The sequence below is a fragment of the Enterobacter sp. 22499 genome (assembly GCF_052044815.1).
Lineage (GTDB): Bacteria > Pseudomonadota > Gammaproteobacteria > Enterobacterales > Enterobacteriaceae > Enterobacter > Enterobacter bugandensis.
Genome location: NZ_JBQENR010000001.1, coordinates 1357131 through 1382539, shown reverse-complemented (window position 1 = coordinate 1382539; position 25409 = coordinate 1357131). Strand labels below are relative to the sequence as shown.

24 protein-coding genes and 1 pseudogene are annotated in these 25409 nt (G+C 58.1%); 11 read left to right on the top strand and 14 right to left on the bottom strand.

The window, feature by feature from the left end; translation table 11 throughout:
• Nucleotide 1: 1 nt before the first annotated feature.
• Entirely contained in the window at nucleotides 2-859 is an 858-nt protein-coding gene (locus ACTJI7_RS06795; protein WP_049137543.1) for a hypothetical protein, read from the bottom strand.
• 246 nt (nucleotides 860-1105) lie between these two features.
• Here ACTJI7_RS06795 and fetA point away from each other — a divergent pair, with 246 nt between their 5' ends.
• Complete coding sequence (fetA, locus tag ACTJI7_RS06790; protein ID WP_060573177.1) at nucleotides 1106-1777, top strand: iron efflux ABC transporter ATP-binding subunit FetA; 672 nt, start codon at nucleotides 1106-1108, stop codon at nucleotides 1775-1777.
• Nucleotides 1770-2552 carry an iron efflux ABC transporter permease subunit FetB gene (gene fetB, locus ACTJI7_RS06785; protein WP_045260704.1) on the top strand — a complete coding sequence of 261 codons (783 nt, stop codon included), beginning with the start codon at nucleotides 1770-1772 and terminating at the stop codon, nucleotides 2550-2552. The genes fetA and fetB overlap by 8 nt, the downstream gene beginning before the upstream one ends.
• A 50-nt stretch (nucleotides 2553-2602) precedes the next feature.
• Here fetB and ACTJI7_RS06780 read toward each other — a convergent pair whose 3' ends face one another.
• The 3 genes from ACTJI7_RS06780 to tesA are packed head-to-tail and all read right to left on the bottom strand — an operon-like array spanning nucleotide 2603 to nucleotide 4938.
• The gene (locus tag ACTJI7_RS06780; RefSeq protein WP_028012211.1) at nucleotides 2603-3457 is read right to left on the bottom strand and encodes a co-chaperone YbbN; all 855 of its coding nucleotides are present in this window, start codon (nucleotides 3455-3457) and stop codon (nucleotides 2603-2605) included.
• A 58-nt stretch (nucleotides 3458-3515) separates the two neighbouring features.
• Nucleotides 3516-4325, bottom strand: coding sequence for an SDR family oxidoreductase (locus ACTJI7_RS06775; RefSeq protein ID WP_102863616.1), 810 nt, complete (start codon nucleotides 4323-4325; stop codon nucleotides 3516-3518).
• Nucleotides 4315-4938, bottom strand: coding sequence for a multifunctional acyl-CoA thioesterase I/protease I/lysophospholipase L1 (tesA, locus tag ACTJI7_RS06770; protein WP_028012213.1), 624 nt, complete (start codon nucleotides 4936-4938; stop codon nucleotides 4315-4317). Before tesA ends, ACTJI7_RS06775 begins: the two co-directional genes overlap by 11 nt.
• Between tesA and ybbA the strand changes: the two genes are divergently transcribed.
• The 3 genes from ybbA to ACTJI7_RS06755 all read left to right on the top strand — a co-directional run bounded on the left by ybbA (nucleotide 4909) and on the right by ACTJI7_RS06755 (nucleotide 9334).
• Nucleotides 4909-5595 carry a putative ABC transporter ATP-binding protein YbbA gene (gene ybbA, locus ACTJI7_RS06765; RefSeq protein WP_047367632.1) on the top strand — a complete coding sequence of 229 codons (687 nt, stop codon included), beginning with the start codon at nucleotides 4909-4911 and terminating at the stop codon, nucleotides 5593-5595. The genes tesA and ybbA overlap by 30 nt on opposite strands.
• Entirely contained in the window at nucleotides 5592-8006 is a 2415-nt protein-coding gene (ybbP, locus tag ACTJI7_RS06760; protein ID WP_192978790.1) for a putative ABC transporter permease subunit YbbP, read from the top strand. Before ybbA ends, ybbP begins: the two co-directional genes overlap by 4 nt.
• A 182-nt stretch (nucleotides 8007-8188) precedes the next feature.
• Nucleotides 8189-9334, top strand: a complete 1146-nt coding sequence (locus ACTJI7_RS06755) for a porin (RefSeq protein WP_440669925.1) — start codon at nucleotides 8189-8191, stop codon at nucleotides 9332-9334.
• 122 nt (nucleotides 9335-9456) lie between these two features.
• On the opposite strand, the gene mnmH is transcribed toward ACTJI7_RS06755, so the two are convergent.
• From mnmH to ppiB, 5 genes and pseudogenes are all read right to left on the bottom strand, one after another.
• Nucleotides 9457-10527: a tRNA 2-selenouridine(34) synthase MnmH gene (mnmH, locus tag ACTJI7_RS06750; RefSeq protein WP_192978786.1), complete on the bottom strand. Its 1071-nt coding sequence runs from the start codon at nucleotides 10525-10527 to the stop codon at nucleotides 9457-9459.
• A gap of 84 nt (nucleotides 10528-10611) precedes the next feature.
• Nucleotides 10612-11666: pseudogene (purK, locus tag ACTJI7_RS06745) on the bottom strand (5-(carboxyamino)imidazole ribonucleotide synthase).
• Nucleotides 11663-12172 (bottom strand): 5-(carboxyamino)imidazole ribonucleotide mutase, encoded by a 510-nt coding sequence (purE, locus tag ACTJI7_RS06740; protein WP_006809824.1) that lies wholly within the window; start codon nucleotides 12170-12172, stop codon nucleotides 11663-11665. The pseudogene purK and the gene purE overlap by 4 nt, the downstream one beginning before the upstream one ends.
• A 119-nt stretch (nucleotides 12173-12291) precedes the next feature.
• Nucleotides 12292-13014, bottom strand: coding sequence for a UDP-2,3-diacylglucosamine diphosphatase (lpxH, locus tag ACTJI7_RS06735; protein ID WP_234106088.1), 723 nt, complete (start codon nucleotides 13012-13014; stop codon nucleotides 12292-12294).
• A 3-nt stretch (nucleotides 13015-13017) separates the two neighbouring features.
• A complete protein-coding gene (gene ppiB, locus ACTJI7_RS06730) occupies nucleotides 13018-13512 on the bottom strand; it encodes a peptidylprolyl isomerase B (protein ID WP_000256009.1) in 495 nt (164 codons plus the stop codon).
• Nucleotides 13513-13687: 175 nt separating this feature from the next.
• Between ppiB and cysS the strand changes: the two genes are divergently transcribed.
• Nucleotides 13688-15073 carry a cysteine--tRNA ligase gene (gene cysS / locus ACTJI7_RS06725; protein ID WP_045260709.1) on the top strand — a complete coding sequence of 462 codons (1386 nt, stop codon included), beginning with the start codon at nucleotides 13688-13690 and terminating at the stop codon, nucleotides 15071-15073.
• A gap of 42 nt (nucleotides 15074-15115) precedes the next feature.
• Here cysS and ACTJI7_RS06720 read toward each other — a convergent pair whose 3' ends face one another.
• From ACTJI7_RS06720 to folD, 5 genes are all read right to left on the bottom strand, one after another.
• Complete coding sequence (locus ACTJI7_RS06720; RefSeq protein ID WP_028012221.1) at nucleotides 15116-15637, bottom strand: metal-dependent hydrolase; 522 nt, start codon at nucleotides 15635-15637, stop codon at nucleotides 15116-15118.
• Nucleotides 15638-15710: 73 nt separating this feature from the next.
• Entirely contained in the window at nucleotides 15711-16727 is a 1017-nt protein-coding gene (gene malI / locus ACTJI7_RS06715; RefSeq protein WP_028012222.1) for a Mal regulon transcriptional regulator MalI, read from the bottom strand.
• Nucleotides 16728-16810: 83 nt separating this feature from the next.
• On the bottom strand, nucleotides 16811-18310 hold the full coding sequence (locus ACTJI7_RS06710) for a PTS transporter subunit EIIC (RefSeq protein WP_028012223.1): 1500 nt from the start codon (nucleotides 18308-18310) through the stop codon (nucleotides 16811-16813).
• 223 nt (nucleotides 18311-18533) lie between these two features.
• The gene (gene ybcJ / locus ACTJI7_RS06705; RefSeq protein WP_045356450.1) at nucleotides 18534-18746 is read right to left on the bottom strand and encodes a ribosome-associated protein YbcJ; all 213 of its coding nucleotides are present in this window, start codon (nucleotides 18744-18746) and stop codon (nucleotides 18534-18536) included.
• A gap of 1 nt (nucleotide 18747) precedes the next feature.
• Entirely contained in the window at nucleotides 18748-19614 is an 867-nt protein-coding gene (folD, locus tag ACTJI7_RS06700; protein WP_028012225.1) for a bifunctional methylenetetrahydrofolate dehydrogenase/methenyltetrahydrofolate cyclohydrolase FolD, read from the bottom strand.
• Nucleotides 19615-19923: 309 nt separating this feature from the next.
• On the opposite strand from folD, the gene fimA reads away from it, so the two are divergent.
• The 5 genes from fimA (at nucleotide 19924) to fimH (ending at nucleotide 25404) form a co-directional block, all read left to right on the top strand.
• A complete protein-coding gene (gene fimA, locus ACTJI7_RS06695; RefSeq protein ID WP_028012226.1) occupies nucleotides 19924-20487 on the top strand; it encodes a type 1 fimbrial major subunit FimA in 564 nt (187 codons plus the stop codon).
• Nucleotides 20488-20555: 68 nt separating this feature from the next.
• Complete coding sequence (gene fimI, locus ACTJI7_RS06690; RefSeq protein WP_028012227.1) at nucleotides 20556-21101, top strand: type 1 fimbrial protein subunit FimI; 546 nt, start codon at nucleotides 20556-20558, stop codon at nucleotides 21099-21101.
• Between the two features lie 34 nt (nucleotides 21102-21135).
• Nucleotides 21136-21828: a type 1 fimbria chaperone FimC gene (gene fimC, locus ACTJI7_RS06685; RefSeq protein ID WP_028012228.1), complete on the top strand. Its 693-nt coding sequence runs from the start codon at nucleotides 21136-21138 to the stop codon at nucleotides 21826-21828.
• A 14-nt stretch (nucleotides 21829-21842) separates the two neighbouring features.
• Nucleotides 21843-24404 (top strand): fimbrial biogenesis usher protein, encoded by a 2562-nt coding sequence (locus ACTJI7_RS06680; protein ID WP_041911034.1) that lies wholly within the window; start codon nucleotides 21843-21845, stop codon nucleotides 24402-24404.
• Nucleotides 24397-25404 (top strand): type 1 fimbria D-mannose specific adhesin FimH, encoded by a 1008-nt coding sequence (gene fimH / locus ACTJI7_RS06675; RefSeq protein WP_063154773.1) that lies wholly within the window; start codon nucleotides 24397-24399, stop codon nucleotides 25402-25404. The genes ACTJI7_RS06680 and fimH overlap by 8 nt, the downstream gene beginning before the upstream one ends.
• Nucleotides 25405-25409: the final 5 nt, after the last annotated feature.

Sequence of the window (25409 nt, the reverse complement as noted above, 5' to 3'; positions counted from 1 at the left end):
GTTAGTGGTAGCTGTAAATAAAGTCAGCGATCAGCGCATCGTCACCCGCATCGGCGATGGCTTTCGACAGGCCGTGATAGAAGGTCTCCAGCCCAATCTCTTCGACCTGGCGCAGCTGCTCGCGGATCGGCGCGCAGAACAGTTCCGCATTGCCCGCGCCCACGCGCTTGTTGTTCGGCGGAAGCTGACCGGTGATCCCTTTGAACCAGGTGCGAACCGCGCCCTTCAGAGAGGTGGGCGCGTCGTTGACGGCGTCGTGTCCCGTCAGAATTTGCAGCGTCGGGAACTGGTCTGCACAGACTGCCGTTTTCATACGCGCATAAAACTGGCTGAAGAGTTCGAAAGACTGCAGATCGGTGACTTTGGGTTTGGTCGTTTTGCCCTGAACGTTGCCTGTCTTTTTCGCCGCGGGCTGCGCGGGCGCCAGCTTATTGAGCTGCAGATCGAACAGCAGGTTCGCGTGTTCGCGTCGTTTGCTTACGTCCGGGAAGCGCTCAATAAACGCGCGGATAAATTCCGGCGTCATCAGGTCCGCAAAATCATGGTTGACCAGCCACTGGCCGCGGGCAAACTCACCGGGAGACTGGAACCAGGCCGGAACCTTGCCCGGCTCGAACTCTTTGACATTCCCTCTGCCGTCGATTTCAACGAAGCGAGTGCCGTTATCAAACGCAAAGCGGCAATTCTTCAGCTGAATGACCGGCTTCATCTTCAGCAGGCCCTTAACGAACCGGACAAGCTCTCCCCCGAACACATAAGCCGTAACGGATTCTGAAGCAATGGCAGCAAGAAGCTGATCGATGGTTTTCACGCCGGGTTCAAGTTCAGAAAACTCATAAAAAGTGTGAATATTAGACATTCTTGTACTTCCTTATTGTGTTGCGGGCAGAGCTTAACACCACTTTAACGAATGTTCTAAACCAGGGATACGGAAGTGTCGCTAAGGTCACGGCGTAAACTGTAAAGCGAAAGTGTAAAGCATGTCTAATGAATGCACGGTAAACACAATCGGAAGTCTTGGTGGCGAAAGGGGGCGCTAAAACGCGTTGTGACGAACGTGCGGCACGGATTATGCTAATTACGCTCAGGAGTTACTGGAAAAAATATGAACAACGAAAATGCAGTTTTGCAGATAAAGGACGTCGGCTTTCGTGTCGCAAATAACACGATCCTTCAGCACGTCGGGTTTAACCTTTCTCCCGGTGAGTTCAAGCTGATAACGGGACCGTCAGGCTGCGGTAAAAGCACCTTACTGAAGATTGTGGCCTCACTGCTGAGCCCAACGGAGGGAACCATTCTGTTTGAAGGGCAGGATATTGCGTCACTTTCCCCGGAAAGCTATCGCCAGCAGGTCTCTTATTGCGTCCAAACGCCCGTGCTTTTTGGCGACACGGTTTTTGATAACCTGATTTTTCCGTGGCAAATCCGCAATAAAACGCCGGAGCCGGAAAAATTCATCGACGATCTGGCCCGTTTTGGCCTGGCGAAGGAGACGCTGACCAAATCCATCAGTGAGCTCTCGGGCGGCGAAAAGCAGCGCGTCTCGCTGATCCGTAATCTGCAGTTCTTACCGAAGGTATTGCTGCTGGATGAGATCACCAGCGCGCTCGATGATGCCAACAAACGCAACGTCAACGAGCTTATTCATCGTTACGCCCGCGAGCAGAATATTGCCGTGCTGTGGGTGACGCACGACTCAAACGAAATTACCCATGCGGATGACGTGATTACGCTCCAGCCGCACGGCGGGAAAATGCAGGAGGCCAACCGTGGGTGAGCATAACATTACCAATGAATCTCTGGCGTTTTCGATGGTGCTGGTGCTGATTGCTATCGTCGTCAGCTACCGGGAAAAGCTGGGCCTGGAAAAAGATATTGTCTGGAGTATCTGCCGCGCGGTGGTACAGCTCATCATCGTCGGCTATGTGCTGAAGTATATTTTCAACGTCAACCACGCGGTGCTGACGCTGCTGATGGTGCTCTTCATCTGCTTTAACGCGGCGTGGAACGCGCAGAAACGCAGTAAATATATTGATAAGGCGTTTATCTCGTCATTTATCGCGATTACCACCGGGACGGCGCTCACCCTGGCGGTACTGGTGCTCTCTGGCTCGATTGAGTTTACGCCGATGCAGGTGATCCCTATCTCCGGGATGATTGCGGGAAACGCCATGGTGGCCGTTGGCCTGTGCTACAACAACCTCGGCCAGCGTTTCAGCAGTGAACAGCAGCAGCTGCAGGAGAAGTTAAGCCTGGGGGCGACGCCAAAAGTGGCTTCAGCGCGGCTGATTCGTGAGAGCATTCGCTCATCGCTGATCCCGACCGTGGATTCTGCCAAAACGGTGGGGCTGGTGAGCCTGCCGGGCATGATGTCGGGGCTGATCTTTGCCGGTATCGATCCGGTAAAAGCGATTAAGTATCAGATCATGGTGACGTTTATGCTGCTTTCCACGGCGAGCCTGTCCACCATCATTGCCTGCTACCTGACCTATCGGAAGTTCTACAACCCGCGCCACCAGCTGGTGGTGACGCAGTTGAAAAAGACGGGGTAATATCCGTTTTTGTAGGCCCGGTAAGCGTTAGCGCCACCGGGCATTTTTTGTTAGTAGAGCAGCGCGTACAACTGACGACGATACTTCGACGCCAGCGCGTCTCCGGTGCCCAGCGCGGCCAGGATCTCCTGGAACATCTTGCGCGCCTGACCGTCTGCGGCAGCCAGATCTTTCTGCAGGTGGCTGAACAGCAGCTCCAGCGCCTCTTCGTTACGTCCCACCTGATGCAGCTGGAGCGCCAGCTGGCTTGCCAGCGCGGCATCCGCCGGGTTGTCGGCCACCTGCTGCTGCAGCTGCTGAATTTCCGGGGTGTCCGCCGCCTGCTTCAGCAGTTCAATCTGCGCCACCAGCCCCTGATAGCGGGTGTCCTGATCCTGCATTGGAACCGTCTTGAGCACGGCTTCCGCGTCTTCTGAACGGTGCAGGGCGATCTGCGTTTCCGCCAGCAGCAGGCCGATCTGGCTGTTCTGGTTCGACAGCTGCCACGCCTCTTTCAGCAGCGGCAGCGCCTCGTCGTATTTGCCTTCCTGCATCAGCGCCATCGCTTCCTGCGCTTTCAGCTCTTCTTCGCGCGGCAGCACTTTATCCAGCAGGGCGCGAATCGCCTCTTCCGGCTGGGGGCCCTGGAAGCCATCGACAGGCTGGCCGTTCTGGAACAGATAAACGGTTGGAATGGCGCGCAGACCAAACTGCGACGCCACCATCGGCTCGGCGTCACAGTCCAGTTTCGCCAGAATGAACTGACCGTTGTACTGCGCGGCAAGGCTTTCCAGCACCGGCGTCAGCTGCAGACAGTGCTGGCTGCGCTCAGACCAGAAGTAGAACAGCACCGGTTTAGCCATCGACTGTTCGAGGACCTGTTGCAGGTTTGCTTCTGTAATATTGACGATATTCTGTACGGACATGCGGCTTTCTCTTTTGTCGGTTTACTCTTTACATGGGGATGAGCGTCGTCGCTTCAACTCAGCCGTGCAAAATTTTGTCCATTATCCTGCCCGGCAGCAGGCGCTTTAACCAGCCGACGGCATGGGTGACCAGCGTCACCGGATAGCGCATTTTGGGATGCTCGCTCTCAAAAGCATGGCGCACTTTGGCAACCACCGCCTCTGGCCCGAGGGTAAAACGTGCGGCGATGCCGGGGTTTTCGACCGGTTTATCCGCCTGGGTCTGGTTAACGTTTTCGGTAAAGCGGGTGCGGATCGGGCCGGGTTCAATCAGGCTGACCTTGATGCCGCTGTGGCGCAGCTCCATGCGCAGGGCGTCGGACCAGGCTTCCAGCGCATATTTGCTGGCCGCGTAGGCGCCGCGGCCCGGGGTGGAAATCAGCCCCATCACTGACGATGTCATCACGATGCGCCCTTCGCCGTGCGGCAGCATGGCCGGGAGCAGACGCATGGTGAGCTGATGGACGCCAAAGAAATTGGTTGAAAACTGCTTCTCCAGCGTTTCGCGCGAGAGCGTATCCAGCGGGCCATACACGCCGTAACCGGCATTATTAAAGAGACCGTACAGACGGCCTTCGGTCAGGGCTATCACCTCGTCGGCGGCGCGTTCAACGCTCTCCGGCGAGTCCATATCCAGCTGTATGCCGGTAAAGCCCAGCCCGTTCATGCGCTCGACATCGTCAGGCTTGCGGCACGCTGCCAGCACCCTAAATCCCTGGCGCTTTAGTTCAAGCGCGCTCTCAAGGCCGATTCCGCTGGAACATCCTGTAATTAAGACCGATTTTTGCATAACTTTACCTGTCAGGAACTCCGCTGAATTACGAGTCATGTTTAACTAAAGGAGCCAGCCGCGTTGCCATCCAGTCGGCAATAAACGGCTGCGCATCGCGATTGGGGTGGATACCGTCGTCCTGCATCCACTGGGGTTTGAGATAGACCTCTTCCATGAAAAATGGCAGGAGCGGAATATCAAACTCTTTGGCAAGCTTAGGGTAGATCGCGCTAAAGGCCTCATTATACCGACGACCGTAGTTGGCGGGCAGGCGAATTTGCATCAGCAGCGGCTGGGCGTTTGCCGCCTTGATGTCCCGCAAAATGGTGCGCAGCGTTTGCTCGGTTTGCTGCGGCTGGAAGCCACGCAGGCCGTCATTACCGCCAAGCTCAACCAGCACCCAGCGCGGCTGATGCTGCTTGAGCAGCGCAGGCAGGCGCGACAGACCCTGCTGCGAGGTATCGCCGCTGATGCTGCCGTTGATAACGGTCGTCTTGCTTTGCCATTTGTCATTGAGCAGAGCCGGCCAGGCCGCGCTGGCCGCCATGCGGTAGCCCGCGCTCAGGCTGTCGCCAAGAATCAGTAACGTGTCCGCTGCCGCCGCGCGGAAGGTCATCAGCATCAAAAACAGGAAGGGCAAATGCCAGCGGAAAACAGTGTTGAAGTTCATCGTCTTAAGAAGTCCGTCGGTCAGGGGGAGCAGGAGCTTTCAATCCTTACCGGAGTTGAACTCGTTGTCAAACGCGCCGAAACCATCGCGCTGATTGGCGAATCCGGTTCCGGCAAGTCTACGCTGCTGGCGATTCTGGCCGGTCTGGACGACGGCAGCAGCGGCGAAGTCCACCTGGTCGGGCAACCGCTGCACCAGCTTGATGAAGAGGCGCGAGCCGCGCTGCGCGCGCGGCATATCGGTTTTGTCTTTCAGTCCTTTATGCTGATCCCGACCCTGAACGCGCTGGAAAACGTCGAGCTCCCGGCGCTGCTGCGCGGCGAAAAGAGTCGCGAAAGCCGCGATCACGCCAAAGCGCTGCTGGAACAGCTCGGCCTGGGCAAGCGCCTCGACCATCTTCCGGCACAGCTTTCCGGCGGCGAGCAGCAGCGCGTGGCGCTGGCGCGGGCGTTTAACGGCCGCCCGGAAGTGCTGTTTGCCGATGAACCCACCGGCAACCTTGACCGTAAAACCGGCGACAAAATTGCTGACCTGCTGTTTTCGCTTAACCGCGAACATGGCACCACGCTGATCCTCGTGACCCACGATCCGCAGCTGGCCGCCCGCTGCGACCGCCGCCTGCGGCTGGTGAACGGTATTCTTCAGGAGGAAGCATGATCGCCCGCTGGTTCTGGCGCGAATGGCGCTCGCCCTCGCTGCTGATTGTCTGGCTGGCGTTAAGCCTGGCGGTGGCCTGCGTGCTGGCGCTCGGCAGCGTCAGCGACCGTATGGAAAAAGGGCTCAGCCAGCAGAGCCGCGAATTTATGGCCGGGGACCGGGCGCTGCAAAGCTCGCGTCCTGTGCCGCCTGGCTGGATTGAGGAAGCGCGCAAGGAAGGGCTAAAGGTGGGAGAGCAGCTCACCTTCCAGACCATGACCTTCGCGGGGGACACCCCGCAGCTCGCCAGCGTGAAGGCCGTGGACGACATCTACCCGATGTACGGGGAATTACAAACCAGCCCGCCGGGGCTAAAGCCGACGCCCGGCACGGTGCTGCTGGCATCGCGCCTGATGGCGCTTCTTAACCTGAAGCCCGGCGACAGTATTGACGTTGGCGATGCCACGCTGAAAATCGCCGGGGAAGTGGTGCAGGAGCCCGACTCCGGCTTTAATCCGTTCCAGCTCGCGCCGCGCCTGCTGATGAACACCGCCGATGTCGCGAAAACCAACGCCGTCCAGCCGGGAAGCCGCGTCACCTGGCGCTACAAGTTTGGCGGCACGCCCGCGCAGCTGGAGGCGTATGAAAAATGGCTTCTGCCGCAGCTCAAGCCGGAACACCGCTGGTACGGGCTGGAGCAGGACGAAGGGGCGCTCGGCAAATCCCTCGAACGTTCCCAACAGTTCCTGCTGCTGTCGGCGCTGTTAACCCTGCTGCTGGCGGTGGCGGCGGTTGCCGTGGCGATGGGGCACTACTGCCGCAGCCGCTACGACCTGGTGGCGATCCTTAAAACCCTCGGCGCGGGGCGGGCGCAGCTGCGCAAGCTGATCGTCGGCCAGTGGCTGATGCTGCTGGCCATCTCTGCGCTCACCGGCGGAATAATAGGCCTGCTGTTTGAAAAACTGCTGATGGTGATGCTGAAACCGGTACTGCCGGCCGCTTTGCCCCCGGCAAGCCTCTGGCCGTGGCTGTGGGCGATGGGCGCGATGACGGTGATCTCGGTGCTGGTGGGGCTGCGCCCGTACCGCCTGCTGCTCGCGACGCAGCCGCTGCGGGTGCTGCGCAATGATGTGGTGGCGAACGTCTGGCCGCTGAAGTTCTATCTTCCGGCGATTATTGCTGTTGCGGTCGGGCTGCTGGCCTGGCTGATGGGCGGCAGCACCCTGCTGTGGGCCGTGCTGGCCGGCGCGGTGGTACTGGCGCTGCTGTGCGGCGTGCTGGGCTGGATACTGCTCAACGTCCTGAAAAGGCTGACGGTAAAATCCCTGCCGGTGCGGCTGGCGGTCAACCGCCTGCTGCATCAGCCCTGGTCAACGCTCAGCCAGCTGTCGGCCTTTTCGCTGTCGTTTATGCTGCTGGCGCTGCTTCTCGTGCTTCGCGGGGATCTGCTGGATCGCTGGCAGCAGCAGCTTCCGCCGGAAAGCCCGAACTATTTCCTGATCAACATCGCACCGGAACAGGTGACGCCGCTGAAGGGCTTCCTGTCGGAGCATCACATTATCCCCGAGTCGTTCTATCCCATCGTCCGCGCGCGTCTGACGCAGATCAACGGCCAGTCAACCGAGGGGAACAAGGACGAGTCGCTTAACCGCGAACTCAACCTGACCTGGCAGGAGAAACGTCCCGACCATAACCCGATTATCGCCGGTAGCTGGCCGCCGAAAGCGGGAGAGGTGTCGATGGAAGAGGGGCTGGCGACGCGCCTGAACGTGAAGCTCGGGGACAGCGTGACCTTCACCGGTGATACCCAAGATTTTACCGCCAAAGTCACCAGCCTCCGTAAAGTGGACTGGGAAAGCCTGCGGCCAAACTTCTTCTTCATCTTCCCGCCGGGCGCGCTGGACGGGCAGCCGCAGAGCTGGCTGACCAGCTTCCGCTGGGAAAACGGCAACGGCATGCTGACGCAGCTTAACCGGGAGTTCCCGACGGTGAGCCTGCTGGATATTGGCGCGATCCTCAAACAGGTCGGGCAGGTGCTGGAGCAGGTGAGCCGCGCGCTGGAGGTGATGGTGGTGCTGGTGACAATCTGCGGCATATTGCTGCTGTTGGCGCAGGTGCAGGTGGGCATGCGCCAGCGTCATCAGGAACTGATAGTCTACCGCACGCTCGGCGCGGGTAAGCGGCTGCTGCGGGCGACGCTCTGGAGCGAGTTTGCGCTGCTTGGGCTGGTGGCGGGTCTGGTCGCGGCGATTGGCGCGGAGACGGCGCTGGCGGTGCTGCAGACAAAGGTCTTCGACTTCCCGTGGGAGCCTGACTGGCGTCTCTGGCTAGTACTCCCTCTCTGCGGCGCGGTGCTGCTCTCCCTCTGCGGGGGCTGGCTCGGGGCGCGATTGTTAAAGGGCAAGGCCCTGTTCCGGCAGTTTGTGAATTGATTTGGCATGGTAATAATTACGCACCGGTTTTTATGCCGGTGCGCAATGCTTAAATAGCACAAAGTGATAATGCCAACGCATTTAGTAGCACAAAACATTAAAAACCCGCCCACACAGCCCGAAAATTTCCGGTTAATATTCACCAGCTAAATATTTAGCAGCGTGTCTATTAAGGAAAAATAATGACTATAAAAAAATCAGCGCTGGCGGCAACGATCGCCGCGGCAGTGGCATTGACTACTTTTGCATCTCAGGCAGAAATCACCGTACTTAAGCAGGATCCTCAAGCGGGTATCCCGCTGAGCCGCCTGAACTTCACCGTTGGCGGCAGTATTCGTCCTCAGTTCCAGAACATGACCGGCGATGACGGCAAAAACGGCTACAAGCGTAACGGCTTTGACGGCGGTACCCGCTTCCGTTTCGCGGCAGACTACTACCTGTTCGATGACATCAGCTGGATCAGCTACTACGAGCTGGGTGTGAACATTCCGGCGCAGTTTAACTGGGATAACCACTACGCCGACGGCGCGCACGACACCTCACGCCGTATGCTCTACACAGGCCTGAAGAGCGATACCTGGGGTACGCTGACCTTCGGCCAGCAGAACAGCGTGTACTACGATGTGGTGGGCGCGAAAACCGATATCTGGGACTACGACATGATCGGCCAGGCGCCGGGTAACGGGATCAACGGCGACTACGACGGCTCTTACCGTTCACGCCAGATGCTGAAATATAAGAAAACCGTGGGCGATGCGGACATCTATGCATCCTACCTGTTTGAAGACAGCGAATACCTGCCGGGCAACGGCCTGCGCTACAAGCGTAAAGGCGGCGGCTCACTGGGTATCGATTACCACCTGACCACCGCTCTGACCTGGGGCGCTGCGTGGAACTACACCCGCGCGGACATGCGTAACCCGGACAACGGCGACAGCAAATCCTACGACCAAAATATTGTCGGTACCGCGCTGAGCTGGACGCCGGACAACTGGACCTTCTCCGCTGGCGGCGGCTGGTACCAGAACTTCCTGACCACCAAAAAAGTGTCTGTTAACGACTACTTTGCGGGCGACGCGTGGGGTATTGAATACTTCGCAGGGTACAAATTCCCAATCGGTCAGTACGCGGTGAAATCCATCCAGCCTTACTTCATGGGTGACCGCATCGAGTACGTGAACGGCCGTAACTACCAGCGCATCGACAACGGCGTGGGTATCAGCTTCCAGCTGGATTACGGTTTCCGCGTGGATTACGAACACGTGTTCACCTCCAGCACCGACAACCTGGGCGACATGAACCTGGTGCGTCTGCGTTACGACTTCTAAGGTGTCATGTAGGGTGCGGCCTGATGCCCTCACCCTGACCCTCTCCCACGGGGAGAGGGAAAAAACATTATAAACGGCAACCCAGGTTGCCGTTTTGCTTTTACCTCGCCACCCGGCTTTTTTTAGCGATTAAGCCACTCGGCAATTTCTGCGAACGTCCCGCGATAGACAATCTTCTCCGCTTTCTTCTCCAGCTGATAGCCGTACATCGGGTCGTAATAGTCCTTCAGCAGCGGTACAAGCCAGCTGAAGTGCGCGTCGGTGCTGCCCGTTCGCTGTTGTTCGGCAAGGGCCGCGTCCAGCAGCGCCGTAAATTCCGCAAAACGCTGTAGCCCAAGCCGACGGCGAATGGCAAACAGGCCGTGGTGCAGGTACTCGCTGTACTCCTTCCAGCCCGCCTCCTCACCGTACGCGGCAGAAAAATCCGCCCACATGTGGTCAAAATACTCTTCGCGCAGGCGCTCAAGTCGGGTTTCAAACGGGTCTTCGACGACAACGATAGGGGCGTCAACCATGCGGTCGCGCAGGCACTCCGGCAGGTGGTTGGAGCCAATCATCCGGCCCTCGTCCTCCAGCACCCAGCGCGCGGCGTCTTTTTTCAATAGCTCAACCGCAAGGTGATTCTCGAAGCTCGCCTGGGAAAGCTGCGGCGTAAGCGTGCGGCCAAACGACGAGCCGCGATGGTGCGCCAGCCCTTCCAGATCGATGCCCTGCGCGTGCTGCTTCACCAGCAGCGTTTTACCGTTGCCGGTACAGCCGCCAATAAGCACCATCGGCTTTTGCGACTGCTCAATGGTGACCTGAATCGCCGTCTGGCGCAGGGCCTTATAGCCGCCGCGGATCAGCGGATAGTCGATGCCAGCCTCTTTCAGCCAGGCCTGAGAGATATGTGAACGCTGACCGCCGCGCGCGCAGCAGAGATAGCCCTCGGGGTGCGCAAGGCTGGCTTCGCGCCAGGCGTTAATGCGCGCCTCCCGCGTCTCGCCGCTCACCAGGCTATGGCCGAGCGCCAGCGCGGCGTCGGGTCCCTGGCGCTTGTAGCAGGTACCGACGGCGGCACGCTCGTCGTCGTTCATTAAGGGCAGGTTGAGTGCGGCGGGCATCGTACCCTGGGCAAATTCGATCGGCGCGCGAACGTCGATTAAAGGGGTATCAGACGCGAGGATCGCGCGATAGTCCGTTCCATCGTTCATGGTGATTCCAGAAGAAAACTCAGCAGCAATGGGCGGGGATTGTACGCCGGGGAAGGGGAAGGTCAACTCCCCGGCGCAGATGTCTTACTTGAGCTTTGACTGTGCCCAGACAATTCCGCTCGCGTATTCTGGCGGCAGGAGAGGAACGATCGCCTCCAGGGTGGCGCTCAGGCGGTCGGTATCACTGTCGTTCAGGTTGAGATGACCCACTTTACGACCCGCGCGAACCTCTTTGTCATACCAGTGCAGATGCACCAGCGGCAGCTTCAGCCAGTCGTAGTTCAGATCGGTCCCGATCAGGTTGATCATCACCGACGGGCTGTTAACGACGGGCTGTGGCAGCGGCAGGTCGGTGATGGCGCGCAGGTGCAGTTCGAACTGGCTGATGGAGGCGCCGTTTTGCGTCCAGTGGCCGCTGTTGTGCACGCGCGGCGCCAGCTCGTTGATCAGCAGGCCCGACGGCGTGACGAAGCACTCCATCGCCATCACGCCTACGTAGCCCAGCTCGTGCATGATGGCAGAAAGCATCTCTTCCGCCTGCACCTGCTGGTCGGCATTGGCGTGCGGGAAGGCGACGCTGGTGCGCAGAATGCCGTCCTGATGCAGGTTATGCGTCAGCGGGTAAAACACCGTGCGGCCATCGTGCCCGCGAGCGCCAACCAGCGACACTTCGCCGCTGAAGTTGATGCCCTGCTCAACGATGCACTCACCGTAGCAGTCGTCCGGCAGCTCGGCGGTGTNCGCCACTGGCCGCGACCGTCGTAGCCACCCACGCGGCGCTTCACAATCGCCAGCTCGCCCAGCATGGCGAAGACGTCGTTCCACTCGCTTTTATCAGATAACAGCTGCCACGGGGCGGTTGCGAGGCCCAGCTTGTCGAACAGCTGCTTCTGCGTCAGACGGTCGGCAATGATCGGGAACACGTCGCGGTTCACGAAGGCGTTATGGCGCGCCAGCTCGCGGGTCAGGGCGGTTTCCGGCCAGCGTTCAATTTCGGCGGTGATTACGCTCTGATGGAACGGCACCGCTTCCGGCTCGGCGTCCAGCCCGACGGGCCAGACGGCAATCCCCAAAGGTTCGCCAGCCTGACGCAGCATGCGGCCCAGCTGGCCGTTGCCGAGGACGCAAACCTGCTTCATGCCGCACCCCGCGGGTCCGGGTTATCCAGCACCTCGTCGGTCTGGGCTTTACGCCACTCCGCCAGGCGCTGGTGTAAATCTTTGTCGTGCGTTGCAAGAATTTGCGCGGCCAGCAGGGCGGCGTTCGCCGCGCCCGCTTTGCCAATTGCCAGCGTGCCGACAGGAATACCGCGCGGCATCTGGACGATGGAGTAGAGGCTATCGACACCGCTTAACGCGGCGCTTTGAACAGGAACGCCCAGAACCGGCACCAGCGTTTTGGCGGCAATCATGCCCGGCAGATGTGCTGCGCCGCCCGCACCGGCAATAATCACCTCATACCCGTTCTCTTCGGCGCTTTCGGCGAAGCTGAACAGTTTGTCCGGCGTACGGTGTGCGGAAACCACTTCAACGTGGTGCGGAACATTCAGGATTTCAAAGATTTCGGCGGCGAACTGCATGGTAGCCCAGTCGCTTTTGGACCCCATCACGATGGCGACACGCGCCGGATTATTGCGGGAAGACATGCGTCTTAAAACTCCTGTGGTGCGAAACACACTGCTTTCGAGGGCACAGAGAATAGCATGTTATACGGGCAAGGAAAACGGTTGCGTGGCTGAGAAACAAGCGAAACGACGAGAAAACGTTAAAACGGAAAAGCGATCAGTTCGACACCTTCCGGGGTGACTTTGACCATCGAACCCTCAGTGTGCCATGCGCCCAATACCACGCGATGGGCCGGTTCACCGTTGGCGCTCAGAGAATGCACGTCAGGGCGATGGGTATGACCGTGGATCAGCCACTGAACGCCATGCTTTTCCATCACGCTCACCACAGCTTGCGGGTTGACGTCCATGATGGTCAGGGATTTGCTGCTGTTGGCGGCTTTGCTGCCCGCACGCATTCTGGCGGCGATGCGGTTGCGGATAAACAGCGGCAGGGCAAGGAACACCTTCTGGATCCACGGGGTGTGGACCTTGGTGCGAAACGCCAGGTAGCCGGTATCGTCTGTGCAGAGCGTGTCGCCGTGCATGATCAGTACCTTGCGGCCATAGAGATCGAGCACCTGCTCTTCCGGCAGCAGCGTCATACCGCTTTCGCGGGCATAGCGCTTGCCGAGCAGGAAATCACGGTTGCCGTGAATGAAGTAGCAGGGGACGCCGGAATCTACCAGCGTTTTAATGGCGGCAGCCATTTCACGATGCAGCGGGTTAGGATCGTCGTCGCCAATCCAGGCTTCAAAGAGATCGCCCAGGATGTACAGCGCATCGGCGCTTTTCGCTTCACCGCTTAAAAAACGCAGAAAACCGGCGGTTATCGCCGGTTCTTCTGTTTGCAGATGCAGATCCGCAATAAAGAGTGTCGCCACGAATTACTCGCTGACGGTCACGCTTGTAATCACAACATCTTCTTTAGGAACGTCCTGGTGCATGCCGCTGCGGCCGGTAGAGACGGCTTTGATCTTGTCGACCACGTCCATACCTTCAACCACTTCTGCGAACACGCAGTAGCCCCAACCCTGCAGGCTTTCGCCGGAGAAGTTCAGGAAGTCGTTGTCCGCTACGTTGATGAAGAACTGCGCGGTGGCAGAGTGAGGCGCCTGAGTACGGGCCATTGCCAGCGTACCGCGGGTGTTTTTCAGGCCGTTGTTCGCTTCGTTTTTGATCGCCTCTTTGGTCTCTTTCTGGCGCATGCCAGGCTCGAAACCGCCGCCCTGGATCATAAAGCCGTTGATCACGCGGTGGAAAATAGTGTTGTTGTAGAAACCTTCGCGGCAGTAGTCCAGGAAGTTTTTAACTGTTTCAGGCGCTTTGTCATCAAAGGTCTTGATTACGATATCGCCATGATTAGTGTGGAAAGTAACCATTTTTGCATCCTGTTCCGTTATTGTGGTACATCGACCCGCCTTCGGGTCATATATAGGGGCTTGTTATAGCATAACCACAGGACGCGATCACCTTGCATTGTGTGCTGATCCTATTCCGAATTATGGGTATTATAGGGAACAAACAACTCACACACGTGTTTACATGGAATCTTCGATGTTAAAAATCTTTAATACAATGACGCGCCAGAAAGAGGAATTTAAACCTATCCATGCCGGGGAAGTCGGCATGTACGTGTGTGGTATTACGGTTTACGATCTCTGTCATATTGGCCATGGCCGTACCTTTGTCGCGTTCGACGTGGTCTCTCGCTACCTGCGCTTCCTGGGCTATAACCTGAAGTACGTGCGTAACATCACCGACATCGACGACAAAATCATCAAGCGCGCTAATGAAAACGGCGAAAGCTTTGTTGCGCTGGTGGATCGCATGATTGTTGAGATGCACAAAGATTTTGATGCCCTCAATATTCTGCGTCCGGACAGCGAGCCGCGTGCGACCCACCATATCCACGAAATTATCGAGATCACCGAAAAGCTGATCGAACGCGGTCACGCCTATGTGGCAGACAACGGCGACGTGATGTTCTCCGTCCCGACGGACCCAACCTACGGCGCGCTTTCCCGTCAGGACCTGGACCAGCTGCAGGCCGGCGCGCGCGTGGACGTGGTTGACGTGAAGCGTAACCCGATGGACTTCGTGCTGTGGAAGATGTCCAAAGAGGGTGAACCAAGCTGGCCATCCCCGTGGGGCGAAGGCCGTCCGGGCTGGCACATTGAATGTTCCGCGATGAACTGCAAGCAGCTGGGCAACCACTTCGACATTCACGGCGGCGGTTCGGATCTGATGTTCCCGCACCACGAAAACGAAATCGCACAGTCTACCTGCGCCCACGGCGGCGAGTACGTAAACTACTGGATGCACTCCGGGATGGTGATGGTTGACCGCGAGAAGATGTCTAAATCGCTGGGCAACTTCTTTACCGTGCGCGACGTGCTGAAGTATTACGACGCGGAAACCGTGCGCTACTTCCTGATGTCTGGCCACTATCGTAGCCAGCTGAACTACAGCGAAGAGAACCTGAAGCAGGCGCGCTCGGCGCTGGAGCGTCTGTACACCGCGCTGCGCGGCACCGACAAATCTGTGCCTGCGGCGGGCGGCGAAGCGTTCGAAGCGCGCTTCGTTGAGGTGATGAACGATGACTTCAACACCCCGGAAGCCTACTCCGTACTGTTCGACATGGCGCGTGAGGTGAACCGACTGAAGTCAGAGGACATGGCAGCGGCGAATGCGCTGGCATCTCATCTGCGCAAGCTCTCTTCCGTGCTTGGCCTGCTGGAGCAGGAGCCGGACGCGTTCCTGCAGAGCGGTGCGCAGGCGGATGACGGTGAAGTGGCGGAAATTGAAGCGCTGATTAAAGCGCGTCTGGAAGCGCGTCAGGCCAAAGACTGGGCGGCGGCAGATGCGGCGCGTAACCGTCTGACCGAGATGGGCATCATTCTGGAAGACGGCCCGCAGGGCACCACCTGGCGTCGTAAGTAAGTCTGTAACGCCCGGTGGCGCTAACGCTTACCGGGCCTACTTTTACCTTCTTTTCCACCACAACATCCCCATCAGCACCACCCCCGGCAGCCACACCCACAGCAGTTCCGAGATAATGACCTCATGCCCGTACGGCGTGGCGTAGCGCGACAGCGCAAACGGCGCGACCTTAATCACCTGCCACGGCGCAAAGAAGCGCTCGTCTGACCACGGCCACAGCCAGCCGACGCCTTTTCCGCCGGTGGTAACGGAATCCAGCAGGCTGTGCGACAGCAGTGAAACGGTTAAGAACAGCCAGCAGCGCGTCAGGCTGGCCCGGAACCATCGTCGGCCAATCAGCACGCAGAGTATCGGTACCGCAAAGGCAAACAGCAGCGAATGGGTAAAGCCGCGGTGGCCGAAAATATTCCCGTAGGCGACGCCGAATTTGAACGCCAGCACGTCGGCGTCCGGCAGCATGGCGAGCACGATCCCGGCAAACAGCAGGCGGGGAGGGATGACTTTCGTTCCCAGACCTAAGCCCAGGCAAAGGGGAACAGCAGCGTGAGTGATAACGGTAGGCATTGCAATTATCCATGGCAAATCACGGCAATATAGCAGCGAATCCGCTGCAGCAAACCTGTGTCAAATTCTGATTTTACGCCGACTCGCGGGCGATAAGCTGCCCGGACAGCGTAATGCGCTGGGTTTGCAGATCCGGCTCCTTCAGCTTGCGGATAATCAGCCCCGCCGCCTGTCGTCCTGTTTCATCGCTGGCCGAAGAGACATAGGTGAAGGAAGGGGAGGTGAGGTTGACGTGGAGCATATCTTCAAAACCGATCAGCGCCACCTGCTGGGTCAGGAACACGTCTTTCCCCACGGTGCGGCCCACCTGATGAATGCCGGAAATGGAGCCGATCATCGCATCCGGGGAGTGGCAAAGCAGGGCGGTGATGGAGCTGTTTTTCTCCAGCAGCTGGCGCGTTGCCATCGCGGCGGCCTGGGTGTCGTCGCTGCAGGCCGGTGAATAATCATCGCGCCAGACCAGCCCGTTTTGCGTCATCGCGCTGCGAAAGCCGAGCAGGCGCTGCTCGCGGATAAGACAGCCCTCGCGCCCGCCAATGTAGGCGATCGTGCGGTGTCCGCGTTCGATAAGATAGCGTGCGGCCAGGTTCGCCGCCTGGCGATTATCGCGCATGACCAGATTGCATTTTTCGTCCAGCAGAGACTGCGAGACCGCCACCAGCGGCAGCGGGCACTGGCGGATCTGCTCCGGTAAAGCGGCGTTACGGGTGTCAGACGCCAGATAAATAACGCCCGCGACGCCCTGCTGCTTAAACGACAGCAGGGTCCGTTCCAGATGTTCCTGGTCGTTCAGCGGCTGGCCGAGAAACACCATATAACCCTGCTTCTCCAGCTCCTGAACGATGCTCGCCATCACCTTGATGGAAAAGCTGTCGCTGAAGTCGCGCAGGATCAGGCCGATAAGATTGGAGGTGTTGGCGCGGAGGTTGGCAGCGGCAACGTTATGAACATAGCCCAGCGTCGTGATGGCGGCATTGACCTTCTCGATCGTCGCCTCTGAGATTTTCCCTTTCTGACGTAGCACCAGCGACACGGTAGAGACCGAGACGCCCGCGTGCTTTGCGACATCAATGATGCTGACTTTCTTCAAAACCGCTCCCTGAAATTTACCGATTATCAGCCGGATAAAACACGTCTCCCAGCGTACAGGAGACGTGTCGTTCAGGCATCTTATTACTTGCCGATCATGGTGGACATGGTCTGGGCGATAAACTGTGCTCTGGCACCGAAAATCACCTGGATCCCGTTGTCGCCGACGAAGACCACGCCGCGTGCGCCAAGCCCGTTCAGTCCGTCCCTGTCCACCGCATCGCTCTTCGCCACTTCCAGACGCAGGCGGGTGATGCAGGAGCCGACGGAGTCAATGTTCTGCGCGCCGCCCAGCAGGCCGATGATTTCGGTGGCAAGTTCGGAATCGGACTTGTCATTCGCGCTGGCGGTCACCTCCGTACGGCCCGGCGTTTTCACGTCGAAGCGCCGGATCACGAAGCGGAACGTGAAGTAGTAAATCAGCGCCATCGGAATGCCGATGATAATGGCACTCAGGAAGTTGGTCTGATAGCCGTTAAACGACGGCAGGATCCCGAACGACAGGTAGTCGATAAAGCCCGCCGAGAACGATTTGGCGATATGCGCGTGCAGCAGGTACATAGTCATGTACGCCAGGCCCGCCATGATGGCGTTGAAGACGTACAGAATCGGCGCCACGAAGATAAAGGTGAACTCTACCGGCTCGGTGATCCCCGTCAGGAAGCAGGTGAGGGCAGCGGAGAAGAGAATACCGGCCGCGATTTTCTTATTCTTCGTATGCGCTTCGTGGTACATCGCCAGGCATGCCGCAGGCAGCGCGAACAGCATCAGCGGGAACTCGCCCTGCATGAACTTACCGGCGTTCTGGTAGGTGTCGCTGCTGAAGGATTTCACCCCCTCTTCGAGCATCTTGAACCAGATGGTCTGGTCACCGTGGATCACCTGGCCCGCCTGGGTGGTGTAATCCCCGAACGAATACCAGAAGGACGGATACCAGATGTGGTGCAGGCCGAGCGGGATCAGCGCGCGCTCCACCAGCCCGAAGATAAAGGTTGATGCCGCCTGGTTATCACCGTTTACGATCACGGAGAGCGCGTCGATACCGGCCTGAATATGCTGCCAGACGTACGGCAGCAGCAGCCCCATCAGGAAAGAGAGGAACGCCGTGGCGATCGCCACAAAGCGCTTCCCGGAGAAGAAGCCGAGGAACTCCGGCAGCTGCATGGTGTGGAAGCGGTTGTAGCACCAGGCTGCGAGAATGCCGCAGATAAGCCCGCCGAAGACGCCCATCTGCAGCGTCGGGATGCCGACCACCATGGCATATTTTCCGCCCTGTGAGGCCATTTCCGGCGTAATGCTTAATACGGTACTGATGGTGATGTTAGTGACAAACACCGACACCGCCGCCGAGAGTGCTGCAATGCCGGATTCCGAGGCCAGACCGACAGCAGAGCCGATGGCAAACAGCATCGGCAGGTTATCAAAGATAACCCCGCCGGCGTTCATCATCAGCGGCAGGTGGAACTTATCGCCGAAGGCCAGCAGCAGGCCCGCAGCGGGAAGCAGTGAAATTGGCAGCATTAAGGCGCGACCAATCATCGATAACTTAGACAGCGATTTAACAAACCCTGATATCAGACTCATGCTGATTTCCCCCGAGTAGCGCTTTTTAAGCGCTGTTATTGTAAGTAGAACGTTTTAGTAGAACGTTCTACTTATCGTGGGGAAAGAGTGAAAAACGCGCAACTGAAATCTCACCTTTCAACAGATGAAATAGTGATTATTTGAAGTTGATCGATAAATAACCGTGATGGATATGGGGGGATTTTTGATCCCCTCTCCCCTTTGGGGAGAGGGTGAGGAGGACTCAGGCCGTCACGGTCACGCTCTGCCCTTCAAAACTCACGGTCTGGCCGGCGACAATTTTGCAGCGCTTGCGGGTTTCCACCACGCCGTCGACTAAAACCCGCCCGTCGGCGATAACGATTTTCGCCTGCGCGCCGCTTTCGCTCCAGCCTTCGAGCTTGAGCAGATCGCACAGCTCAACGTGCGGGTGTTTGCCTAATGAAAATGTGGCCATCTTATGCTTCCTCTACATCGTGGTACTCTTCGCATGCCTGCAAAGTATTCTGAATCAGCGTTGCTACAGTCATCGGACCTACGCCGCCCGGGACCGGGGTAATATAAGACGCGCGAGCCGCTGCATCTTCGTACACCACGTCGCCGACCACTTTGCCGTTTTCCAGACGGTTAATCCCGACGTCCACGACAATCGCGCCCTCTTTGATCCACTCGCCCGGAATAAAGCCCGGCTTGCCGACCGCGACGATCAGCAGATCGGCGTTTTCAACGTGGTGACGCAGGTTTTTGGTAAAGCGGTGGGTCACGGTGGTGGTGCAGCCGGCCAGCAGCAGCTCCATGCTCATCGGACGGCCCACGATATTGGACGCGCCGATGACCACGGCGTTCAGACCGTAGGTGTCGATGTTATAACGCTCCAGCAGCGTCACGATGCCGCGCGGGGTGCACGGGCGCAGACGCGGCGCGCGCTGGCACAGGCGGCCCACGTTGTACGGATGGAAACCGTCGACGTCTTTATCCGGCGCGATACGCTCCAGCACCTTCACGTTGTCGATGCCCGCAGGCAGCGGCAGCTGAACCAGAATGCCGTCGATCTCTTTATCGGCATTCAGGGTGTCAATAAGTTCCAGCAGTTCCGCTTCGCTGGTGGTTTCCGGCAAATCGTAAGAGCGGGAGACGAACCCCACCTCTTCACACGCTTTGCGTTTACTGCCGACATAAATCTGTGATGCCGGGTTGCTGCCAACCAGCACAACGGCCAGCCCGGGAGCGCGTTTTCCGGCGGCTTTACGCGCCTTCACTTTTTCCGCGACCTCAGAGCGCACCTGCTGCGCAATCGTTTTACCGTCAATAATCTTTGCTGCCATCAGAGAGAAGATTCCGTCTGTAACGTTTGAAGGGGGGATTGCCTGTATTTTGTCAGAAGCGAGCGCCGCTGTCAGTCATCCTTTACGAGTTTTCATCCGTGAGGCGCAAAAACCCTTCTTAAGTGATGGTCAATTTCTTAGACGGGATTAGGATGTGACCTGGCGAAATGGCAGTGTTTTGACATATTTAAAAATTACATCCTGAGCTACTTTGTCTCCTCCGAAATAAGTTTTCAATTATGCAATTGAACGTATTTCTTATTCCCGATTTTTCGCGGGAAGGGTTATTTACATTTTAAAGGAATAGACATGAAACTCAGCAACATTGCTTCTTCTGTTATTGCAACACTGGCCCTGGTCGCGGGTGCCGCTAATGCAGCCGATCCCGTTACGCCGGTTACCGTAAATGGCGGTACCGTGCATTTTAAAGGTGAACTGGTTAATGCTGCTTGTTCAGTAAATACCGATTCTTCCGAGCAGACGGTTAATCTCGGTCAGTATCGTACCGCGAAATTCACCAAAGTGGGCGACACCACCTCTAATATTCCGTTCAACATTGAACTGAATGACTGCGATCCACTGGTTGCGAAAACCGCTGCCGTTGCTTTCACCGGCCAGATCGACGCGACCGACAAAACCCTGCTGGCCGTGACGTCCGGTAACAACGACAACACCGCGAAAGGCGTGGGTATCGAGATCCTCGACAGCAAATCCAGCGTGCTGACCCCGGACGGTGCCACCTTCTCTGCCGCGAAAGACCTGATTAAAGGGACTAACACCCTGCAATTCACCGCGCGCTACAAATCAACGGCTGCAACCACCGAGCCAGGCCAGGCGAACGCTGACGCCACCTTCGTAATGAAATACGAATAATACCCTCGCACAGGGATGTTCAGGCCTCAGGGACGAGGCCCGTCATACGCTACTGCCAGGAACGAAGGATGACAAGGACTGGAACACTACTGCTGTTAACCCTTGCAATGGCCTGCCCGGCATCGGCGCATACCGTGGTGATCGAAGGCGGCAAGGTGCATCTTCGGGGAGAACTGGTAAACGGCGGCTGCGCCGTGGCGCCCGACAGCCAGAATATGCGCATCGACATGGGGCAGTACCGAACCAATTCATTTTCCGGTGTGGGCAGCTTTTCAACGGTTAATGTGCCGTTCACCGTGCGGCTGCTGGACTGCAGCGTGGATGTATCCCGCATCGTGGGGATCCAGTTTCAGGGCGTGACGCCCGCGGAAGATCCGCAGGTTTTTCTGGCGACATCGCGGCCAGGTGAAACGCCTGTCAGCAGCGGCGTGGGGCTGGCGCTTTTTGATGAGCAGCAGCGTCAGATTATCCCGAATGCGACGGCCGTCAGTTGGTTGCCCGTGAATACCAGCGAGCTCGCATTTCATTTTAGCGCCCGCTATCGCGCTATTTCCGAACACCTCGTGCCAGGCAATATTCAGTCGGATGTCTGGTTTACGTTGATTTATCCATAACACCTGCGAACACATTATTAAAGGTACGGTTTTGATGAATATGCTAATTAAACCAGGACTGCTTTTATCGTTTATTTTAATGATGGTTTCTGCTTGCGCGAATGCTTCCGGCGGTATTGCGCTGGGGGCCACGCGCGTTATTTATCCGGCGGATGCGAAGCAAACGTCGTTGGCGATCACCAACAGCAATAAACAAGAACGCTACTTAATTAACGCGTGGATCGAAAATGCCAGCGGGCAAAAGGAAAAAACCTTTGCCGTCACGCCGCCGCTGTTCGTTAGCGAGCCGGACAGCGAAAACACGCTGCGTATTATTTACGCCGGGCCCGCGCTGCCCGCCGATCGCGAATCGCTCTTTTACATGAACGTGAAGGCGATCCCGTCAGTGAACAAAGCGAAAACGGAAAACAATAACGTGCTGCAGCTGGCGATCCTTTCGCGCATCAAGCTGTTTGTGCGCCCGAATAACCTGGCGATGCAGCCGGATGAGGCGCTTTCCCAGCTGCGCTTTGAGCGCGTGGGGAACCATCTCAAAGTCAGCAACGCCTCACCCTATTACATCACTCTGGTCAACCTGAAGCTGGGCGGTCAGACGCTGGAAAACCTGATGGTCGCGCCGAAAAACTCGGCTCAGCAGGTGCTGCCCGCCGGGGCCGGCGGTACGCTCTCCTGGCAGAGCGTGAATGACTACGGCGCCATTACACCGGCGCGCAGCGTCAACCTGTGAGCAGAGTCAGGGCGATGAAAAACCACCAGGGACGTTACTGCCCGGTTGCACTGGCGCTGATGGCCGCGCTCTGGCCGCAGGCTGGCTGGAGCGAAAGCTACTTCAACCCGGCCTTCTTATCCGACGACACCGCCAGCGTGGCGGATTTGTCGCGTTTTGAACAGGGGCACCAGCAGGCACCCGGCATCTATCGCGTGGATATCTGGCGTAACGATGAGTTTATCGGTACCCAGGACGTGCGTTTTGAACAGGCCGAGAACACGCCGCCGGTGGCGGGCGGCCTGTCGCCGTGCATTACGCGCGCGATGCTCGATCGCTTTGGCGTCAACGTTGCCGCATTTCCCGAGCTGGCGAAGGTGCAGGGTGAAACGTGCGTTCCATTGACCACGGCCATTCCCGGCAGCGAAACGGTATTTAACTTTGCTTCACAGCGCCTGAACGTCAGCCTGCCGCAGGTGGCAATGCAAAACAGCGCGCGCGGCTATATTCCGCCTGAACAGTGGGATGAAGGCATTCCCGCCGCGCTGGTGAACTACAGCTTTACGGGCAACCGGGGAAGCGAAGACGACAGCTATTACCTGAACCTGCAGAGCGGGCTGAACTATGGTGCATGGCGTTTACGCAACAACGGCGCATGGCGCTACACGCAAAATAACGGGAAGCGGCGCAGCGAGTGGCAGAATATTGGCACCTGGGCGCAGCGCACCGTTATCCCACTGAAAAGTGAGCTGGTGCTGGGCGACAGCAACACCGGGAATGACGTTTTCGACAGCGTCGGTTTTCGCGGCGGGCGGCTCTATTCGTCTGACAGCATGTACCCCGACAGCCTGCAGGGTTATGCGCCGACCGTACGCGGTATTGCCCGTACGCCTGCCAAAGTGGTGGTTCGCCAGAACGGCTACGTTATCTATCAAAGCTACGTCCAGCCCGGCGCGTTCGCCATTACCGATCTTAACCCGACCTCCTCCAGCGGTGACCTTGACGTCACGGTGGAAGAGAAAGACGGCAGCCAGCAGCGCTACACCGTGCCGTACTCCACCGTGCCGCTCCTGCAGCGTGAAGGGCGCTGGAAATATGACCTCGTGGCGGGGGATTACCGCAGCGGTAACAGCGACCAGGATACACCGTTCTTTGCCCAGGGCACCCTGATTACCGGCCTTGCTAACGGCTTTACGCTCTATGGCGGCACCCAGCTGGCGTCACGCTATACCGCAGTGGCCGTCGGTGCCGGGAAAAACCTCGGTGACTGGGGCGCAGTCTCCGTCGATATCACCCACGCCCGCAGCCAGCTCGCGGACGACAGCAAACATGAAGGGCAATCGCTGCGTTTTCTCTATGCAAAATCGCTGAACGGGTTTGGCACCAACTTCCAGCTGCTGGGCTACCGCTACTCAACGAAGGGGTTTTACACCCTGGACGACGTGGCCTGGCGCTCAATGGAGGGCTACCAGTATGCCGATAGCCAGGACGATAACGATGTGCCGGACGTGCAGAGCTATCACAACCTGACGTGGAATAAAAAAGGCCGCTTCCAGCTCAATATTTCCCAGTCGCTGGGGGATTACGGATCGGTCTATATCTCCGGGAGCGAGCAAACCTACTGGGGGACGGACGAAACGAACCTCTGGTATCAGTTGGGCTACGCGGGGGGCGTGAAGGGGATCAATTACTCCCTGTCATGGTCGTGGAACAAATCCGTCGGGATCGACGGTACCGACCGGATCGCGTCGTTTAACGTCTCCGTACCGTTTAGCCTCTTTACCCGCCAGGGCTATCGCCGGGACAGTGCGATCGATCGCGCCTATGCTACCGCATCCGCCAGCCGAAACAGCGATGGCGACACGAGCTGGCAAACCGGCGTCAGCGGCACGCTGCTTGAGGACCGCAACCTGAACTACAGCGTGACCCAGGGACACGCCAGCACCAACGGCTCAAGCGGAAGCGCCAGCGCCAACTGGCAGGCAACCTACGGCACGCTGGGCGTGGGCTACAACTATTCCCGCGATCAGCACGATCTCAACTGGCAGCTCTCCGGCGGGGTGGTTGGCCATTCAGACGGCGTGACCTTCAGCCAGCCGCTGGGCGATACCAACGTGCTGATTAAGGCGCCGGGGGCATCAGGCGTCAGCGTGGAAAACCAGACCGGCGTGAAGACCGACTGGCGAGGCTACGCGGTCATGCCGTATGCCACCGTCTACCGCTATAACCGCGTGGCGCTGGATACCAATACCATGAGCAACAACACCGACATCGAAAACAACGTGAGCAGCGTGGTGCCGACCAAAGGCGCGCTGGTCCGCGCCAGCTTTGATACCCGCATTGGCGTGCGCGCCCTGCTGACGGTAACGCGCGGCAACCAGCCGGTGCCGTTCGGCGCCGTGGTGCGCGAAACCCAGAGCGGCGTGACCAGCATGGTGGGGGATGACGGGCAAATTTACCTGAGTGGGCTGCCGCTGGAAGGCGAACTGCTGGTCCAGTGGGGTAACGGGGCGCAGTCCCAGTGCCGTGCGCCTTACAGCTTGCCTGAAAAGAGCCTGCAACAGGCGATCACACTTAAGGGGATCCGCTGTGATTAAAATCCATATCTTTGCCTTGTCGCTTCTGGCAATCCTGCCCGCGACAAACGCGTTAGCCACCGTGTGCGTCAATGAAAAGGGCGTGCCGACGGAGGTGCATTACGACCTGACGGATAAATTCAACAGCTCGAATAACCAGGTTGGGCAGGTTGTCACCCTCAGCGAGAAATCGCAGTGGGTGGGGGTAAACGCCGTCTGCCCGAAGGGCACCGTCGGGAATACCACCAAGCGCAGCTACGTGACGGATTACCCGATCACCGGGACCAGCGATGGCTATCAGTATCTGAAGCTTAACGACTATCTGGACGGGGCGATGAAGATCACGGACAGCTATGCTGGCGCGTTTTATCCACCCAAAAGCTATATCCAGATGGGGAGCCATCCGAACGTTTCAAAAAACAAACCGTTTGGCGTGCAGGATTCCAGCCTTATTTTCCGTCTTAAGGTGACCCGACGCTTTATCAATATGGTGGTGATCCCGCGTGCCACCATGTTCCGCGTTTACGTCACTACCACCTCCTCCGATCCGTTGACCACGCCGGTCTACACCATCAGCTACAGCGGAACCATTCAGGTGCCGCAGAGCTGCGCCATCAACGCCGGCAATGTGGTTGAATTTGATTTCGGCGACATTGGCGCCTCCCTGTTCAGCAAGGCGGGCGTGGGTAACAAGCCGGAGGGCGTCTCATCGCAAAGCAAAACCATCGCGATTAAATGCACCAACGTGGAGGCAAACGCTATGCTGACGATGCGCGTCGAGGCTGAAAAGGTCTCCAATAATGTGGTGGTGTCGGATAACCCGGATGTGGGGTTTATCATTGCCAACGAGAGCGGTGCGCCGCTCACGCCTAACAACCTGACGAGTAAAATTCCGTTCCGCCTGGACGACAGCGCGCAGGCGCAGGTGGGGATCCGGGTCTGGCCGGTGAGCGTGACGGGCAACAAGCCAGCGGAAGGGCGCTTTACCTCGCGCGGATATTTGCGTGTGGATTACGACTAAGGAGC

Excerpts from the sequence above, each read along its gene's own strand:
- ACTJI7_RS06795 (WP_049137543.1), bottom strand. The coding sequence starts at position 859 with ATGTCTAATATTCACACTTTTTATGAGTTTTCTGAACTTGAACCCGGC.
- fetA (WP_060573177.1), top strand. The coding sequence starts at position 1,106 with ATGAACAACGAAAATGCAGTTTTGCAGATAAAGGACGTCGGCTTTCGT.
- ACTJI7_RS06780 (WP_028012211.1), bottom strand. The coding sequence starts at position 3,457 with ATGTCCGTACAGAATATCGTCAATATTACAGAAGCAAACCTGCAACAG.
- ACTJI7_RS06775 (WP_102863616.1), bottom strand. The coding sequence starts at position 4,325 with ATGACTCGTAATTCAGCGGAGTTCCTGACAGGTAAAGTTATGCAAAAA.
- ybbA (WP_047367632.1), top strand. The coding sequence starts at position 4,909 with ATGCCAGCGGAAAACAGTGTTGAAGTTCATCGTCTTAAGAAGTCCGTC.
- tesA (WP_028012213.1), bottom strand. The coding sequence starts at position 4,938 with ATGAACTTCAACACTGTTTTCCGCTGGCATTTGCCCTTCCTGTTTTTG.
- ybbP (WP_192978790.1), top strand. The coding sequence starts at position 5,592 with ATGATCGCCCGCTGGTTCTGGCGCGAATGGCGCTCGCCCTCGCTGCTG.
- ACTJI7_RS06755 (WP_440669925.1), top strand. The coding sequence starts at position 8,189 with ATGACTATAAAAAAATCAGCGCTGGCGGCAACGATCGCCGCGGCAGTG.
- mnmH (WP_192978786.1), bottom strand. The coding sequence starts at position 10,527 with ATGAACGATGGAACGGACTATCGCGCGATCCTCGCGTCTGATACCCCT.
- purE (WP_006809824.1), bottom strand. The coding sequence starts at position 12,172 with ATGTCTTCCCGCAATAATCCGGCGCGTGTCGCCATCGTGATGGGGTCC.
- ppiB (WP_000256009.1), bottom strand. The coding sequence starts at position 13,512 with ATGGTTACTTTCCACACTAATCATGGCGATATCGTAATCAAGACCTTT.
- cysS (WP_045260709.1), top strand. The coding sequence starts at position 13,688 with ATGTTAAAAATCTTTAATACAATGACGCGCCAGAAAGAGGAATTTAAA.
- ACTJI7_RS06720 (WP_028012221.1), bottom strand. The coding sequence starts at position 15,637 with ATGCCTACCGTTATCACTCACGCTGCTGTTCCCCTTTGCCTGGGCTTA.
- ACTJI7_RS06710 (WP_028012223.1), bottom strand. The coding sequence starts at position 18,310 with ATGAGTCTGATATCAGGGTTTGTTAAATCGCTGTCTAAGTTATCGATG.
- ybcJ (WP_045356450.1), bottom strand. The coding sequence starts at position 18,746 with ATGGCCACATTTTCATTAGGCAAACACCCGCACGTTGAGCTGTGCGAT.
- folD (WP_028012225.1), bottom strand. The coding sequence starts at position 19,614 with ATGGCAGCAAAGATTATTGACGGTAAAACGATTGCGCAGCAGGTGCGC.
- fimA (WP_028012226.1), top strand. The coding sequence starts at position 19,924 with ATGAAACTCAGCAACATTGCTTCTTCTGTTATTGCAACACTGGCCCTG.
- fimI (WP_028012227.1), top strand. The coding sequence starts at position 20,556 with ATGACAAGGACTGGAACACTACTGCTGTTAACCCTTGCAATGGCCTGC.
- fimC (WP_028012228.1), top strand. The coding sequence starts at position 21,136 with ATGAATATGCTAATTAAACCAGGACTGCTTTTATCGTTTATTTTAATG.
- ACTJI7_RS06680 (WP_041911034.1), top strand. The coding sequence starts at position 21,843 with ATGAAAAACCACCAGGGACGTTACTGCCCGGTTGCACTGGCGCTGATG.